The organism is Pseudomonas sp. St386, assembly GCF_018325865.1.
GTDB lineage: Bacteria > Pseudomonadota > Gammaproteobacteria > Pseudomonadales > Pseudomonadaceae > Aquipseudomonas > Aquipseudomonas brassicacearum.
In genome coordinates this window covers 4640430-4654245 of the sequence record NZ_AP021900.1, presented here as the reverse complement: position 1 = coordinate 4654245, position 13816 = coordinate 4640430, and the positions used below count along the sequence as shown (strand labels likewise).

Here is a 13816-nt window from a genome sequence, read left to right as displayed (position 1 = left end):
ACTATGGCTTATGAGGGCTCAACCGTGTGCTGCGAGCGCCATTGCCGCTAAAGGCTGGCTTCGAAATGAATTTACCGGCGGTCCGACCTTTTGGAATTGCTGTCACCCGGGGGACTCCACTCATAGAGAAATATGTATTTCTCAATTGCGGTGAACACCGCTCGAGGTAAATGGAATGACGTCGTTCGAAGAATTCAGGGCCACATCCCATGAGCTTCTCAAAGAGCTGGACGCTGCGACGATAAAAATGATGATGCTGGTTTCTGCGAAAGAGGTATCCGGTCCTTTTTGGGAGGATGCTGCCCAGCGGCATCATGATGCTGTAGATGCTTGGCATTCCTTTCTCAATATCCCTACGGATTTTGCTGCGAATTTGCCTCTTCCCTAAGGGGGGCAGAGGGAAAGGGTGGGGCGATTTCCTCTGTTCTTCCGCGCTGAAGGCGTCACGGTGGGGCAGTTATGCTCGGATGGCTACAGATTCAAAAAAACGGAGGCAGATCACGTGTATGAGGCGGGTCGATTACAGGTGAGCCTAGAGTCGGGGTCCCCAGCTTTTCGATTCGTCCTTCAGCACGATCCGGTGAGCTTTATGCACAGCCGGTCGAGGATCGCGCGCTCAAGGTCGGATCACCGTACGTGCTAGTAAGCCATCTGGCTTTTCCGCGTTGTCGTTATGACAACCAACCGACAGGGAGGTCATCGAATATACCTATCGGGAAAGTTCGCATGCCATTACTACCATTCCAATTTCAATCCGGTCAGTTTTGAAAGGGATTTCACCGATTTCTTGGAAACCGAAACCTTCATAGAATCGCCGCGCATTTGAGTTGGTCTTGAGTACGTCAAGCCACAGCAAGCGTTCTCCGCGCTCTATCGCTCGGCGGCAAATGAAGTGCAGGAGTTGTTTCCCATATCCTCGTCCTGCTTCGGACTTGAGAAAGTAGATTTTTTGTAGCTCCGCGCCCAATTCGCCAGTTAAAGGCGCAGGCGTTGACCAGTTAACTTTGGAAAAGCCTACGACTCTACCGCTTTCGTCTGAGGCTATAAGCCACAAATGGCAAGCGGGGGATTCGAGTGATTTGCCGAGCGAGGTAGGAGAAAAATCTTGATTAAGGAAGTCCTGAATGCCTGAGACAGACCAGATGTCCGAAAAGTGCTCTTGGTAGGTCTCACAGCCGATTTCACGTAGAACATCCAGGTCGGCTTTAGTTGCTTCGCGAATATTAACCACATTTCTCACCAGTTTATTTGTCAGGCTCCAACAACCATTCACTAAAAGCCCGTACCTCCATTTGCCGCTCCCGCCCCGGCACACACACCACCGTATACCGCGCACCCGCCAAGCGAACTTCAGGGCGATATTCAACCAGCTCCCCACGCGCAACAGCCTCAGTAACCAGCACATTGCTGGCAAGTACCAGCCCGTGCCCGGCGATCGCCGCCTGCAGGGCATGCTGCTCCTCGTCATAATGCCGGAAACGCGGGTTCTCCAGCCAGCCCAGGGTGCCGGCCTTGGCGCACCACGCAGGCCAGTCGATTGCCACCTTTGCACTGCTCAGCCACGGCACGTCGATCAGTTCGACGGGCGAGCCCGCTGCGGGCGGTTGCCAGCCGGGGCGGCAATAGACGCCAAAGTACTCGTCCAGCAAAGGCTGTTCGAATAGCTGTGGGTCAGGCGTGAAGAGGGCGCGGATCGCCAGGTCGATGCTGGCGTCACGCTGCAGGTCGACCACGTCGTTGCTGGTATGCAGCCTGACGTCGATCTCCGGGTACAACCGATGAAAATCCCCGAGCCGCGGTATCAGCCACAGGCTGGCGAATGCCGGAGTCGTGCTCACCACCAAGGACTGGGCAGTACAAGGCGGCGACAGCACCTGCAGGCCATGTTGGATATCAAGCAGGGCACGGTGCATGAAAGGCTGAAGGCGCTCGCCGTCGGCGCTCAGGCACACGCTTTGGCTGGATCGTTCGAACAGGCGCACGCCAAGGAAGGCTTCAAGGCTTTTGACCTGATGGGAGATCGCCGCCGGGCTGACGTTCAATTCCTGGGCCGCTGCCTTGAAGCTGCCCAGCCGTGCAGCGGACTCGAAGCCGCGCAAGGCGGTGAGGGGCAGTTTGGCGAACATGGGCGGGTAGGTTACTCAGGTTGAGCGTGGCTCAATTTAGCTCAATTGTGCGCGGGTGCTCAACTTGCCAGGCTGTGGTCTCCCACCTCGCTCCAGGAGCCCAGCGATGCAAGGCACGCCCCGTAAAATCCTTCAGGCCATCCTCTACGAAGCCGGCGGCGTGCTGTTCGTGGCCCCGGCACTCGCGCTGACCTACGAACAAGGGATGGGCTATTCAACTCTGCTGTCGCTGGTGATTTCTGCCGTCGCGCTGGCTTGGAACATGCTTTTCAATGGCCTGTTCGAGTGGTGGGAACGTCGCCAGCGCAGCCGCCATCGCAACTGGCAGCGACGGCTGCTTCACTCCCTGGGATTTGAAGGCGGCTTGACGTTGATCCTCACTCCAGTGATTGGCGCATGGTTGGGCATCAGCCTGTGGCTGGCGCTGGTGACCAACCTGGGGTTGTTCGTGTTTTTCTTTTTTTACGCGCTGGTTTTTCAATGGGGGTTTGATCGAGTGTTTGATGTTCCGCTTTCGGCGCAGGCCGATCAGACACTCGGTGTCTAACGTCAACACGCCTTGAATCAGTTGCTCAGAAGCTTGGGCGCATCTTGATGCACTGTTCGCTGTCGCTTTTTCCTGTTTTGAGGGTGGCCACTCTTTTGCCTTCATTTTGGTCGGCGCATGGGGTATTTTGATGCCCTCAAAAAAGGAGCTGTCATGGGTAAGCTGTTGTACGTAATCGTTTTAATCGCAGTAGCGGGATTCTGCTACAAATTCTACTCCGCTAACCAACAGGTGCAGCAAAACGCATTCAGCTGCCTGAAACTCCAGATGGCGGAGCAGGATAAGTGCTTTGAAGACGTCGGGCGCCAGGCTGCTAATCTGGAGAAGGCGGCCAAGGCTATGACTGGACAGAACTGATCTGTCGTTATAGGTGAGTCAAAAAGCAACTAAGGAACAGCGGGGGCGGACCAGAGCCCCCGATGTTCTTACATAATCCATCCCTTTTTCTCAAGCATTCAGAATTGCGCATTAGACCCAGCTGCTTGAAGTATGGATTTGCAATATGAAACGATGACCCTGTCGGCTTCATTCAGCGGACGTCCGCCTTTGGAAATGATACGTCCGTCAGGAAGTTGAGACCATGAGTCACTTTCGTCAAGGTTCATGTTTCGTTTGGCATATTCATTCAAGCGTTCCAGACACATGTAGGGGAGATCATTGGTAGTCAGCACGGCTGTAATGATTTTTTGAGTGGCGTCTGCCGTTATTTGGGACGTACCCTTTACTGGTGTTCCAATTTCCCCTGACGTTTTACCACTGACTGAATTGTTTCTGTTCTCATCGATAGCCTTCTTGAGCTCTGCTTCTTTTCCGGTTAATTCAGCTACCTTCGCTTTGGCTGCGTCAGAAGGTGTATCGGTTGCCGCTTTTTTTGCAGTCGCCAGCTCACTCTGAACGGCGGTCAACTCTTGCCGCTGGACTGCTAACCCTGCGACTGATGCGTTGCCGGAGGACGATAGATACACAGCCGGAGCAATTGCTCCCTGGTTAAGTTCTTCCACGGCTGCTAATGCCACCGAGTAGCGCTGGAGTCTTGCCAGGAAAAAATTATATTGTGCATCATCAAGCGTATCGTTCATGCGAGCTTCGCAGAGTCGATAAAACTCATCTCTGAAGAGCTGAATGTTCTTTGATCTGACGCCAATGTAGGCTGCCGAAGTTTGTACCGCGGCTGCCAATTCTGCCTTGGCTCTATCGCTCAGAGTGCCGGAGGCAGCGAGTTGAGCTGCATAGGCTTGCATTGCATCAGGGCTCGGTTCTGCACAAATGGTGTCGTTGCCGCTTATAATTGCTCTCTGGTTAATATCTATAAATACGGACTTTTGCCTTTCTTTGGCTATTTGAGGAAGCTGGAAGTCATGGGTTCTATAGATGCTATTCCAGTTTGCATTGCAGCCACTTAAGAGTAATGCAGCCATTATCAATGGTAGTGTTTTCATCTGCTGCTCCCTTGCATATTTTTTTGGATGTTGCTAAGGCTCAGAGTAGTCGGGCTTCTGTACGCTGCCATTCTTTTCAAGGGGGTTAAGGAGTTATTGGCGCGAGTGTTTAAAATGCTGACAGATATGTACCGCCTACTTAACACTTGGCTGGGTTTGGGAAGGTGTCGGCGCAAGTCGCCACGGAATTTATCGGTGGTCTGATCCTCTTGCCCAAGAGCACGATGAAGGATTGGACAGACGCATGGCAAAACAGTAGCGTTCACCCCCACAACTCAAAAACTCCAACATCAGGGATGGCTATGTCACTCAGACTCGTTTCGCTAATGGCGGCAGCATCCCCGTTGCTTGTGGGCTGTATCTTTGTTCCCATGGGGGAAGAAGAAAAGGCGAAGTATGCTGAATATCATCGCACTACCGAGTCTCCGGCAACCTACGAGGCCATGGATTGCGATACGTTATTGATTACTCAAAAAAGCTATGACCAGTATCCGACGCCGCGGACGGAAAAAATCAGGCAAGTGATTCATCAAGTGGTCGCTCAGCGAGACTGCTCCCGTAGCAGCGCAACTCAGCCAAGCGTCGCCGCCAATCCTGTTCCTACTGCGACGGCCGCGCCAGCCCCGATACCTGCCAAAAGCATTGCCGCTCCCATACCCGTTGCGGCTGGACATCTTGGGGCGCATCTGGGCTCGGTCACGCCTACCGTTGTAAAAAGCTTCGGTTTGCCTTCCGAGAAAGGGGTGCTGGTGTTTGGTCCGGAACCAGGCACCGATACCGAAAAAATGGGGCTCTTGGCGGGGGATATCATTTTGGAGATCGCTGGTGCGGCTGTGAACAGTCCTTCCGAGGTCACGGCCATCATCGGTCGCATGACGCCTGGAGACAGCGCCTTGATAAAGGTCTGGCGCTATCGGGCTGTGACTGACGTCAAGGTCGTCGTTGCCGATGGTAGTGCCGCTTCCCAACCTTTGTGAGCCTGGTGAACCCCGGGTGGTTGAACGTCTGTTGTGACGGTGCCTGAAGCGAATGAAAACCGCATGACCGGAGGGTTGACGCTCTTTCCAGCCCCAGAAACAACAAGCCCGCACACTCATGATGAGGTGCGGGCTCTTGATGACCCCAGCCTGCAATCAGAGACGCATGCCTTTGAACGGGTTCCAGCCTTGCTCGCCTTTCACTTCCTTGAGGTAGTAGGCGTAGTTGGCCATGAGTGCGTACATCATCGACAGGGCAATGCTCAGGCCTGTACTCAACGGCCGAGGAAACTCCATGCCGATGATTGCGAAAATCACGCTCAATGCGATATTGATCGCCAGGAAAATACCCAGCAGGGCGAGGTTTTTCTTCCAGAGGCCGAGGACGAACAGGTAGATAGGGCCGAAGAAAAACGCAATCACGTTGGCGTTGATGAGGATTTTCTTCTTGACGCCTGGCAGCGTCTTGACGGCTTCCTTGTAGCGCGGGTCGTTTGGTGCACCATAGGTTTCAAAGAAGTCAAAGCGTTCCTGCCACTTGGCGCTGTATTTACCCGTGCTTTGTACTTGTTCAGTTGTGCTCATTTTGCAAGGCTCCTGCTTTCCATTAGTAATTTTTCTTTCTTCCAAGAAATCCTGTGCTCTGTTTCTAGCGCATTGATTGCTTTGATCTTTGACAAAGGGCGCGAGTGAATCGCCTGAGGTGTTTATTTTGCCGTTTTATGGTCATTGGTGTGGAACATTCCGCACTGGCCACTTGAGCGGTCGCCTGGTCTGTGACGTGCTTCACTCTATTTTTTTCAACGGGGGCGCCGGCCGACTTTCAGGAGCGGCTGACGCTGTCTCCGTAGACACGGATCATGTCCAGCAGGTTCTTGACCCGCAACGGCAGGTTGCCGGCTGGATAGACCGCATGCATGCGCGGGTCTTCACCTGTGCTGGAGGTCAGCTTGTACTCGGGGAACACCCGCGCCAGGCGTCCCGCCGCCACTTCCGGCTCCGCCAGCCAGTCGGCCAGGCGGGCAATCCCGGCACCGGCCAGCGCAGCCTGGAACACCGCCGCGCCGGAACTGAAGCGAAACTTGGGGTGCACGCGAAAGCTGCCGGCCTGGCCCGGCCCACGAAAATTCCATTCCTTGAGAATCCGCGGTGCCGTGTGCAGGATCAATGCGTGCTGTTCCAGCGCCTCGATGGAAGCCGGCAGCCCGCATCGTTCCAGGTAGCCAGGGCTGGCGTAGAGGTAGCGCGAATAGCTCCACAGCGGGTAGCCGATCAGGTCGCTGGATTGTGGAAAGGCGCCGCGAATCGAAAAGTCCAGCTTGCCCTTGACCGGATCGACCGCCGCATCGGTGAAGATCACATCCACGCTGACATCGGGATAACGCTGGCTGTACTGGGCGATCAACCCGGGGATCACCGTGTGGGCGAAGGATTGCGGTGCGGAAAAGCGGATCCAGCCGGTGGCCAGGCCGCTGAGCCCGGCCAGGTCCTCGTCCGCCTCACGTTGCAGATCGAGCATTCTGTAGGCGTGGGGCAGTAGCCGCTCGCCGGCCTCGGTCAGCGTCACGGCATTGGCCGAGCGATTGAACAGCTTGACCCCGCTGCGTTCTTCCAGCCCTTGAATGGCGCGGGTCAGCGAGCTGGGGGAGCGCCCCAGGCTGCGGGCTGCGACGACAAAGCTGCGCTTGCGGGCCACCGTCGCAAAGGCTTCAAGATCAGCCAACATATCCAGCGCCACCGGCTACCTCATTGCACTTTTCACAATATGACATTGCAACACAAAAAAGCCCTTTCCGTTAGCCTTCCCGCTCTCAGCACAAGGACGTAGCTAAACAGGAGCGATGGATATGTCGACGCTGGATGAAACACTCAGAAAAGCAACCGCTCTTGCGGGTGAAGCGACCCACGAATGGCGGGTGCCAAAAGCCCCCCTCTCGACCACCCACCCCTTTATTGCCAGAGCCTGATTCAATGTTCGATATCGTCCTGCTATGTGTCTTCGCCTTCGCCGCCGGCCTGATCGATGCGGCCGTCGGCGGCGGCGGCCTGATCCAGATCCCGGCACTGTTCAATGTGCTGCCCAGCGCCCAGCCCGCAGCGCTGCTCGGCACCAACAAGGTCGCGGCGGCCTGCGGCACGGCCTTTGCTGCGCGCTCGTTCGTGCGCAAGGTGGTGATCGACTGGAGCCTGGTGGTTCCTGCCGCTGGCGCGGCCTTTGTCATGGCCTTCGCTGGCGCGGCGACGGTATCGATCGTGCCGCAGGCACTGATGCGCCCGGCGGTGTTGGTGCTAATCATATTGATGGCGATCTACACCTTCTGGAAAAAGGACTTCGGCAGCCTGCACAAGCCCATGCGCATCGGCACCAAGGAGAAGCTGCTGGCGGTACTGATCGGTGGCGCCATCGGCTTCTACGACGGTTTGTTCGGACCGGGCACCGGCAGCTTCCTGATCTTCCTGTTCATTCGCTGCTTCGCCTTCGACTTCCTGCACGCCTCGGCGTCGGCCAAGCTGGTGAATATCGCCACCAATGTCGCGGCGCTGCTGTTCTTTATCCCGAGCGGCAACGTGCTCTACTTGGTAGCGCTGCCGATGGCGCTGTTCAATATCTTTGGCGCGCTGACCGGCACCTGGCTGGCGGTGCGCAAGGGAGTGCCCTTTGTCCGCGCGCTGTTCCTGGTGCTGCTGGTGATCCTGATCAGCAAGCTGTCCTATGACCTGATCTCGGCGGGTTGAGTTGCCCATTGCCCCGCCAAAAAGTGTTCGGCAAGCAGATTCAGCCCCATACTCTCGGTTTTTGCCCTGCAGATATTCAGAAGAGGCCCTGTTTTGTCGAATGTTGAACCCCACCTGCACGCGCTGACGTTGAATCACATCTACGACGGTTTCAAACAGCTGATCCCCATCTCTCTTTTCGTCGTCGTGTTCGGCGTTGCTTTCGGCCTGGCGGCTGCGCAAACGGGCTTGAGTGATACGTCAGCGGTGCTCATGAGCACGCTGGTTTTTGCCGGCGCTTCTCAATTTGCCGCGCTGGACCTATGGGGCCAGCAAGTGCCGGTCGTTCCGCTGATGATCACCGTCTTCGCCATCAACGCCCGGCACTTATTGATGGGCGCGACGCTTTACCCGTGGCTGCGGGAGCTGCCCGTTGCCAAGCGCTACGGTGTCATGCTGGTTGTTTCGGACGCCAACTGGGCCATGGCGATGCAGGCGTTCAGTCGTGGCAAGCCGGGGCTCGGGCTTTTATTCGGCGGCGGCATTGCACTCTGGGTCGCGTGGATCCTGGGCAGTTGGCTGGGGCTTCATTTTGGCAGCGCCATTGAGAACCCGGTCAGTTTCGGGCTCGATATGGTGATGGGCTGTTTCTTGTTGGCGATGGTCGTCGGCGGGAAGAAAAACCTGCGCATGTTCATCATCTGGACCGTGGCGGCCTGCTCATCGCTGTTGGCTTACTGGTACTTGCCGGCGAACAGTCATGTCGTGGTCGGCGCTTTGGCGGGGGGCATTCTGGGCGCGCTGTGGATGGAGAAAAAACAATGAGCATTGAAACGGCGGGTTACGGCACCCTGGTTGTCATATTGATAATGGCCGCAGTGACATTGGCGACTCGGTGGGGCGGTGTTTTCGTGATGTCGTTCGTGCCGATCAACTATCGGGTGCAGCAGTTCATCACGGCCATGTCCGGTTCGGTGTTGGTGGCGGTGTTGGCTCCGCTGGCGGTTAAAGGTGACAACGGCGCGCGCCTGGCTTTGCTGACCACGGCAATCGTCATGCTGACACTGAAAAAACCGCTACCGGCAATTGCGGCCGGCATACTTGCAGCTGCTTTAGCCAGGCAGTTCTGAAAGGTCGAGTCGCCCGCGAACAAGCGAGCGACGAAACCCCGTCAACACCCAGGTCAAAAACTCAGCGCCGCCGCTTCCCCAAACGAGTGATCCTGTACACCCGTCATGAAGTGCAGCGACATCTCCTGTGGCGCCTCGATGGGTGGAATTTCAAAACTCCCCACCACCTGACCCTGAAGCGCACTCAGCCGCATCGACTCTTCTTCCTTTAACTTTGCCATTCTCGCGTGATTCGCTGCGATTTCGTTGAGAGTTGACACGGTACATCTCCGTTTGCTGACCAAGCATTGATTAATTTGCCGCCGCGTCAGAATTACGTCGTTCTTGGCTGCTGAGACAGGCCAGTGCAAACCCTGAGCCAGACGTGGCCGCCTGTTGGCCCCGATACTCGACAGGTGACGAATGGCGGACAGACGTGCATTGACGTCGGCAACGTTGCAACCATGCCTCAACAATAAGTCACTGATAATACAATCCGGCCCCCCCGATAGGGTCAGTCGGTCTCGGCGTTGTAGACGCTTGATCGGTATGTCGAATGCCTGTGCAGCACAACCACTGCGGCTCCGATCAGACTGGTGGCAACCGCCAACAGCAGAATCACCTGCTGCGTTCCAACCGGCGCGGCCAGCACCGCGACCAGCAGGCCCGCGAGCGGTTGCGACAGGTTGTTGAGCAGTGTGATGACGCCGACGGTCTTGCCGAAGTCCTGGGGCGGAATGACTTGCTGGCGGAGGGTGCGGAAGTAGACGTTGAACATTTTGTCGAAACCGACAATCAGCAAGAAACCGACGACGTAGCCCCCTGTGTTCGGACTGAGGGCGGTGATGAAGGCGCCGACGGCAATCAGCGTGTAGGAGAGGGCACCCAGTAGTTTCAAGGGCAAGGTGACCCGAGCCAGGAGAAACAGGATGAGGATGGTGGTGACGGCACCGGCTGCCTGTAAACCTGCGTAGTCATCCTTGCCGGCGCCGTAATGGCCGATGACCATGGCCGCCGAGGTGGCGAGGGTGACGCCGATGATCAGGTTGACGCCCACTGCCAGGCTGATGATCTTTTTCAGTTCCGCCAGGTTGCGAATGTGGCCTAAGGCAATGCGCAGTGGGTTCAGCCAGAGATCGTGATGTTGCTCGAAGGTTTCCACGGTGACCGAACTGATGCGCTGCCAGTACAGCATCGCCAGGTCCGCCAGCAGGAACAGCCCGGCAATCGCCAGCACCACCCAGTGCCACGCCCACACCTCAAGCAGCAGCGCAGCGATCAGCGGGCCCAGTACCAAGCCGGTCTGGTCGGCGATTTGCGAGTAGGACAGGGTCTTGGTGTAGGTGTAGTGCTTGAAGATGTACGGCATCACCACTTCGCGGGCCATGATGCCCTGCGTGGTCAGCACGCCGCACAGGGCCGAGAGCGCGACGATCCAATAGATACCGCCGAAGACACCATAGAGCACGACCGTCACCCCGCAGGCGACGGCGCGATAGACCTGGCTGATGTGCAGGATGCGAATCGGCGAAAACTTGTCGCACAGCGCGCCGCAGATCGGGAACGCCAGGTAGCGTGGCAAGGACTCGACGAAGAACGCCAGGCCTGCCCAGGCGACGCTGTTGGTGGTCTGGAAAACAATCAGCGGGACGATGAACAGCAAAATCTGGTCGGCCAACCGGGAGAGGAACATCGAGACGAAAAAAGCCAGGTAATCCTTGCGCATGAAACTCCTTGATTGCTGTGTTCAGGTGTTATCCGGTCCAGGCAAACGGCGCTCAGCGTGATATGGAACTAATATCACCGTTAGTCTCTATATCTTTACAGGGGTCATCCCTTTTTTGAGAGAACTGCCATGTTCAAATCGCGCTCGTTGGTTGCTGCAGTGACCTGTTTCGCCCTGGCGGCTGGCCCTGGCATTGTTGTCGCGGACCCGGGCAACGGCAAGGGAAACGCTCAATTCGATCAAGGTCCTGGCCACGGACAGGGAGGCAAAGGCGGGCAGGGCAACAAGGGCGGCCAAGGAAATCCCGGTAACAAGGGTAACCAGGGCGGCAAAGGCAACCAAGGTGGTGGCGGCGGCGATTGGCATAACGGCCCGAGCCTCGACCGCAGCGGCATCCTCGGTGTGATTGGCGGTTATCGCGATTACTGGAGCCCCGGCCCGGCGTTGCCGCCAGGCATCCAGAAAAATCTTGCACGAGGCAAGCCGTTGCCACCCGGTATCGCCAAAAAGCTCGATGGGCGACTGCTGGGGCGGTTGCCGCACTATGACGGCTATGAGTGGCAACAGGTCGGCACGGACCTGATCCTGGTGGCGATCGCCACTGGCATCATCTATGAAGTGCTCAATGGTGCGTTCGACTAAGTCGGAGTAATGCCAATCAGTTAAGCAAAATGCCTGTGGGAGCGAGTATGACCGGGAGAGCCAGGCCGGCCGCAAGGCCGCCTCGCGAGCAAGCTTTGCTCCCACAGATCTGACGGGTGTATGACCGGGAGAGCCAGGTCGGCTGTCAGGCCGCCTCGCGAGCAAGCTTTGCTCCCACAGGTCTGATGGGTGTACGACCGGAAGAGTCAGGCCGGCTCTAAGGCCGCCTCGCGTCGGACGTTGATCGCGGCGGGCCCACGGAGCAATGCCTTCGTTCAGGCATGCCGAGCCTAAGCGAGGCACCGAGTGGTGGGGCATGTAGCGCTTTGGTTACTTTCGACTGGGCCGGCTTCCGGGCTTTTCGAAAGTGACTCGCCGTCAGGGCGAAACCCTAAGTGGCCGTTACCGCGAAAACGGATATGTACTCAATCAACAAGAGCCAGCCCACTCCCACAGGTTTCGTATCAGCTTTCCAGTTGCCGCAAGCGTTTGTACAAGGTATTGCGGCTGACCCCCAGCCGTCGCGCCAGGTGTGAAATATTCCCGCCCACTGCCTGCAACTGACGGTTCAGGTCCTCGGCATCGTTCAGGTCCACCGTCAGCGGCTCAGGCGTTTCCACCGGTTCCATTTCAAGGTCGACAAAGAAGTCGTCGGGCAGGTGTTCCGGGCGGATCGGCTGCTCCTCGGCCATTGCCAGGGCCACTTGCAGCACGCTGCTGACCTGTCGCAGGTTGCCCGGCCATGGATGGCGCTCGAACAGGTCCAGTACCTCGCGGCTCAGGCCGGCCCATTGGGTCGGTTCGCGGTGGTGTTCCCACAGGCGTTTGAACAGGGCCTGTTTATCGCTGCGTTCGCGCAGCGGTGGCAGTTCCAGGGTCAGGCCGCCGATGCGGTAGTACAAGTCTTCGCGAAACCGCCCCAACTGCACCTGTTCACGCAGCGAGCGGTTGGTGGCGGAGATGATGCGGATGTCCACCGGGAACAGCTCCGCGCTGCCCACCGGCTGTACGCAACGTTCCTGCAAGACTCGCAGCAGCCGGGCCTGGGTCGGCAGGGGCATGTCGCCGATCTCGTCGAGGAACAGCGTGCCCCGGTCGGCCTTGCGGATCAGGCCGATGCTGCCTTTCTGATTGGCGCCGGTGAAGGCGCCTTTTTCATAACCGAACAATTCCGACTCCACCAACTCGGCGGGGATCGCTGCGCAGTTGACGGCAATGAACGGCTGCTTGCAGCGCGAACTGGCCTGGTGCAGGGCTTTGACGAAGACCTCCTTGCCAACGCCGGTCTCGCCGTGGATCAGCAGCGGAATGTCCTTCTCCAGCAAGCGCTCGGCCTGGCGCACGGCTTTCTCCACGCGGCTGTCACCGAAGTGCAGGGTGTTGAGGCTGATGACATGGGAGGCAGGAGCCGAGGTCGGCATGGGCGCGGGCTCGGTAAAGACCCGCGCCTTGATAGACACCTGGCTCGGGCGCCTGAGCAAGCACTGGAAACGATTGCTGCCGGACGCTTGCAGGGCGAACGGCAGGCCGTCGGGCTGGTTCAGCAGTTCCAGCAGCGAGACCTTGAACAGGCTTTCGATGCTGACCCGCGACAGGCTCAGGCCCAGCAGGTTGTCGGCCCGACGGTTGGCGGACAGGACCTGGCCGCTCTCATCGAAGATCAGCAGCCCGGCCCATTGGCTGTCGAGGTTGTTCAGGCCGGTGTTGAAGGTCAGTTGAAAGTGTTCACCGCGAAACAGGTTGAGGATCAGCCGGTTCTCCACGGTCTGGCTCATCATCTTGACCATGCCCAGGGTATGGGAGGGCGGCAGGTAGCTGTCACTGGAGACGTCCAGCACGGCGATGACCTTGCGCTCGGCATCGAAGATCGGCGCGGCGGAGCCGGTCATGAAGCGATTGGCCTTGAGGAAGTGTTCATCGTGCTCGATGTGCACCGCCTGTTCGCAGGCCAGCGCGGTGCCGATGGCGTTGGTGCCGGTGCAGCGCTCCATCCAGCTCGCCCCGGCGCTGAAGCCATGGGCCAGTTTCGGTTCGATGAAGCGCTGGGTGCCCCAGGAGGTCAGCACTTGGCCCTGGTTGTCGGCCAGCATGATCAGGCAGTTGGAGTTGCTCAGGATGTTTTCGTAGTACGGCAGGACTTCCTGGTGGGTGGTCTGCACCAGTGAATGCTGGCTCTCCAGCAACTGGGCGATGCCTTGGGCGGGCAACTGGTCGAAGGCCGGCACGCTTTGATGGTTCAGGCCGAAGGCACGGCAACGGGACCAGGAGGCCTGGATGATTGCCTCGTGAGACAAGGCTGGAGCAGGTGCGGCCATGGGGCACTCTCGCAGGAGCTGTTTTTATTGTTGTGGCAAGTCTCGCACAGACTCCTTGTGCTGGGGCAGATCCAAACACTACTTAAATTGGCTCGCTCCCACTGGTTCAGTGTTGTTCAAAATTGTTCATTGTCAACCCGCTCGTTGTTCAGTTGTTCATTCCTGATTGTTCACTTGTGTTCATCAACGAACGTCTTTTTCCTACGGATAAATAGAAATT

Annotated in this window: 16 protein-coding genes; 8 read left to right on the top strand and 8 right to left on the bottom strand. The window is 57.6% G+C overall.

From position 1 onward, the window contains the following. The first annotated feature begins 175 nt into the window (after window positions 1–175). Window positions 176–388, top strand: coding sequence for a hypothetical protein (locus KI235_RS20445; protein ID WP_028236716.1), 213 nt, complete (start codon window positions 176–178; stop codon window positions 386–388). A 321-nt stretch (window positions 389–709) separates the two neighbouring features. Here KI235_RS20445 and KI235_RS20440 read toward each other — a convergent pair whose 3' ends face one another. Next, a complete protein-coding gene (locus KI235_RS20440; RefSeq protein ID WP_080766485.1) occupies window positions 710–1231 on the bottom strand; it encodes an N-acetyltransferase in 522 nt (173 codons plus the stop codon). A 13-nt stretch (window positions 1232–1244) separates the two neighbouring features. Then, window positions 1245–2126 (bottom strand): LysR substrate-binding domain-containing protein, encoded by an 882-nt coding sequence (locus KI235_RS20435; protein WP_212795272.1) that lies wholly within the window; start codon window positions 2124–2126, stop codon window positions 1245–1247. A gap of 106 nt (window positions 2127–2232) precedes the next feature. Between KI235_RS20435 and KI235_RS20430 the strand changes: the two genes are divergently transcribed. Beyond that, window positions 2233–2673, top strand: coding sequence for a PACE efflux transporter (locus KI235_RS20430; RefSeq protein ID WP_027912989.1), 441 nt, complete (start codon window positions 2233–2235; stop codon window positions 2671–2673). 153 nt (window positions 2674–2826) lie between these two features. Further along, window positions 2827–3030 carry a hypothetical protein gene (locus tag KI235_RS20425; protein WP_027912990.1) on the top strand — a complete coding sequence of 68 codons (204 nt, stop codon included), beginning with the start codon at window positions 2827–2829 and terminating at the stop codon, window positions 3028–3030. Window positions 3031–3128: 98 nt separating this feature from the next. On the opposite strand, the gene KI235_RS20420 is transcribed toward KI235_RS20425, so the two are convergent. After that, window positions 3129–4112 (bottom strand): hypothetical protein, encoded by a 984-nt coding sequence (locus KI235_RS20420; protein WP_027912991.1) that lies wholly within the window; start codon window positions 4110–4112, stop codon window positions 3129–3131. A 164-nt stretch (window positions 4113–4276) separates the two neighbouring features. On the opposite strand from KI235_RS20420, the gene KI235_RS20415 reads away from it, so the two are divergent. After that, window positions 4277–5089 carry a PDZ domain-containing protein gene (locus tag KI235_RS20415; protein ID WP_223523246.1) on the top strand — a complete coding sequence of 271 codons (813 nt, stop codon included), beginning with the start codon at window positions 4277–4279 and terminating at the stop codon, window positions 5087–5089. Window positions 5090–5245: 156 nt separating this feature from the next. Here KI235_RS20415 and KI235_RS20410 read toward each other — a convergent pair whose 3' ends face one another. Together KI235_RS20410 and KI235_RS20405 are read right to left on the bottom strand one after the other, a co-directional pair. After that, a complete protein-coding gene (locus KI235_RS20410) occupies window positions 5246–5674 on the bottom strand; it encodes a DUF2628 domain-containing protein (RefSeq protein WP_013693809.1) in 429 nt (142 codons plus the stop codon). Window positions 5675–5912: 238 nt separating this feature from the next. After that, a complete protein-coding gene (locus KI235_RS20405) occupies window positions 5913–6827 on the bottom strand; it encodes a LysR family transcriptional regulator (RefSeq protein WP_003203776.1) in 915 nt (304 codons plus the stop codon). 233 nt (window positions 6828–7060) lie between these two features. Here KI235_RS20405 and KI235_RS20400 point away from each other — a divergent pair, with 233 nt between their 5' ends. From KI235_RS20400 to KI235_RS20390, 3 genes are all read left to right on the top strand, one after another. After that, window positions 7061–7825 carry a TSUP family transporter gene (locus tag KI235_RS20400; RefSeq protein ID WP_028236718.1) on the top strand — a complete coding sequence of 255 codons (765 nt, stop codon included), beginning with the start codon at window positions 7061–7063 and terminating at the stop codon, window positions 7823–7825. Window positions 7826–7918: 93 nt separating this feature from the next. Beyond that, the gene (locus tag KI235_RS20395) at window positions 7919–8629 is read left to right on the top strand and encodes an AzlC family ABC transporter permease (protein WP_003203772.1); all 711 of its coding nucleotides are present in this window, start codon (window positions 7919–7921) and stop codon (window positions 8627–8629) included. Continuing rightward, window positions 8626–8934 carry an AzlD domain-containing protein gene (locus KI235_RS20390; RefSeq protein WP_003203770.1) on the top strand — a complete coding sequence of 103 codons (309 nt, stop codon included), beginning with the start codon at window positions 8626–8628 and terminating at the stop codon, window positions 8932–8934. The genes KI235_RS20395 and KI235_RS20390 overlap by 4 nt, the downstream gene beginning before the upstream one ends. A 53-nt stretch (window positions 8935–8987) precedes the next feature. On the opposite strand, the gene KI235_RS20385 is transcribed toward KI235_RS20390, so the two are convergent. Beyond that, complete coding sequence (locus KI235_RS20385; protein WP_027912993.1) at window positions 8988–9194, bottom strand: hypothetical protein; 207 nt, start codon at window positions 9192–9194, stop codon at window positions 8988–8990. A 233-nt stretch (window positions 9195–9427) separates the two neighbouring features. Next, a complete protein-coding gene (locus tag KI235_RS20380) occupies window positions 9428–10639 on the bottom strand; it encodes an MFS transporter (RefSeq protein WP_212795271.1) in 1212 nt (403 codons plus the stop codon). A gap of 129 nt (window positions 10640–10768) precedes the next feature. Between KI235_RS20380 and KI235_RS20375 the strand changes: the two genes are divergently transcribed. Then, complete coding sequence (locus KI235_RS20375) at window positions 10769–11281, top strand: anti-virulence regulator CigR family protein (protein WP_003203767.1); 513 nt, start codon at window positions 10769–10771, stop codon at window positions 11279–11281. A 464-nt stretch (window positions 11282–11745) separates the two neighbouring features. On the opposite strand, the gene KI235_RS20370 is transcribed toward KI235_RS20375, so the two are convergent. Then, window positions 11746–13596: a sigma-54-dependent Fis family transcriptional regulator gene (locus KI235_RS20370; RefSeq protein ID WP_003203766.1), complete on the bottom strand. Its 1851-nt coding sequence runs from the start codon at window positions 13594–13596 to the stop codon at window positions 11746–11748. Window positions 13597–13816 lie beyond the last annotated feature (220 nt).

Coding starts and splice junctions, on each gene's coding strand:
- KI235_RS20370 (WP_003203766.1), bottom strand. CDS start 13,596: ATGGCCGCACCTGCTCCAGCCTTGTCTCACGAGGCAATCATCCAGGCC.
- KI235_RS20375 (WP_003203767.1), top strand. CDS start 10,769: ATGTTCAAATCGCGCTCGTTGGTTGCTGCAGTGACCTGTTTCGCCCTG.
- KI235_RS20410 (WP_013693809.1), bottom strand. CDS start 5,674: ATGAGCACAACTGAACAAGTACAAAGCACGGGTAAATACAGCGCCAAG.
- KI235_RS20430 (WP_027912989.1), top strand. CDS start 2,233: ATGCAAGGCACGCCCCGTAAAATCCTTCAGGCCATCCTCTACGAAGCC.
- KI235_RS20425 (WP_027912990.1), top strand. CDS start 2,827: ATGGGTAAGCTGTTGTACGTAATCGTTTTAATCGCAGTAGCGGGATTC.
- KI235_RS20420 (WP_027912991.1), bottom strand. CDS start 4,112: ATGAAAACACTACCATTGATAATGGCTGCATTACTCTTAAGTGGCTGC.
- KI235_RS20445 (WP_028236716.1), top strand. CDS start 176: ATGACGTCGTTCGAAGAATTCAGGGCCACATCCCATGAGCTTCTCAAA.
- KI235_RS20380 (WP_212795271.1), bottom strand. CDS start 10,639: ATGCGCAAGGATTACCTGGCTTTTTTCGTCTCGATGTTCCTCTCCCGG.
- KI235_RS20400 (WP_028236718.1), top strand. CDS start 7,061: ATGTTCGATATCGTCCTGCTATGTGTCTTCGCCTTCGCCGCCGGCCTG.
- KI235_RS20390 (WP_003203770.1), top strand. CDS start 8,626: ATGAGCATTGAAACGGCGGGTTACGGCACCCTGGTTGTCATATTGATA.
- KI235_RS20435 (WP_212795272.1), bottom strand. CDS start 2,126: ATGTTCGCCAAACTGCCCCTCACCGCCTTGCGCGGCTTCGAGTCCGCT.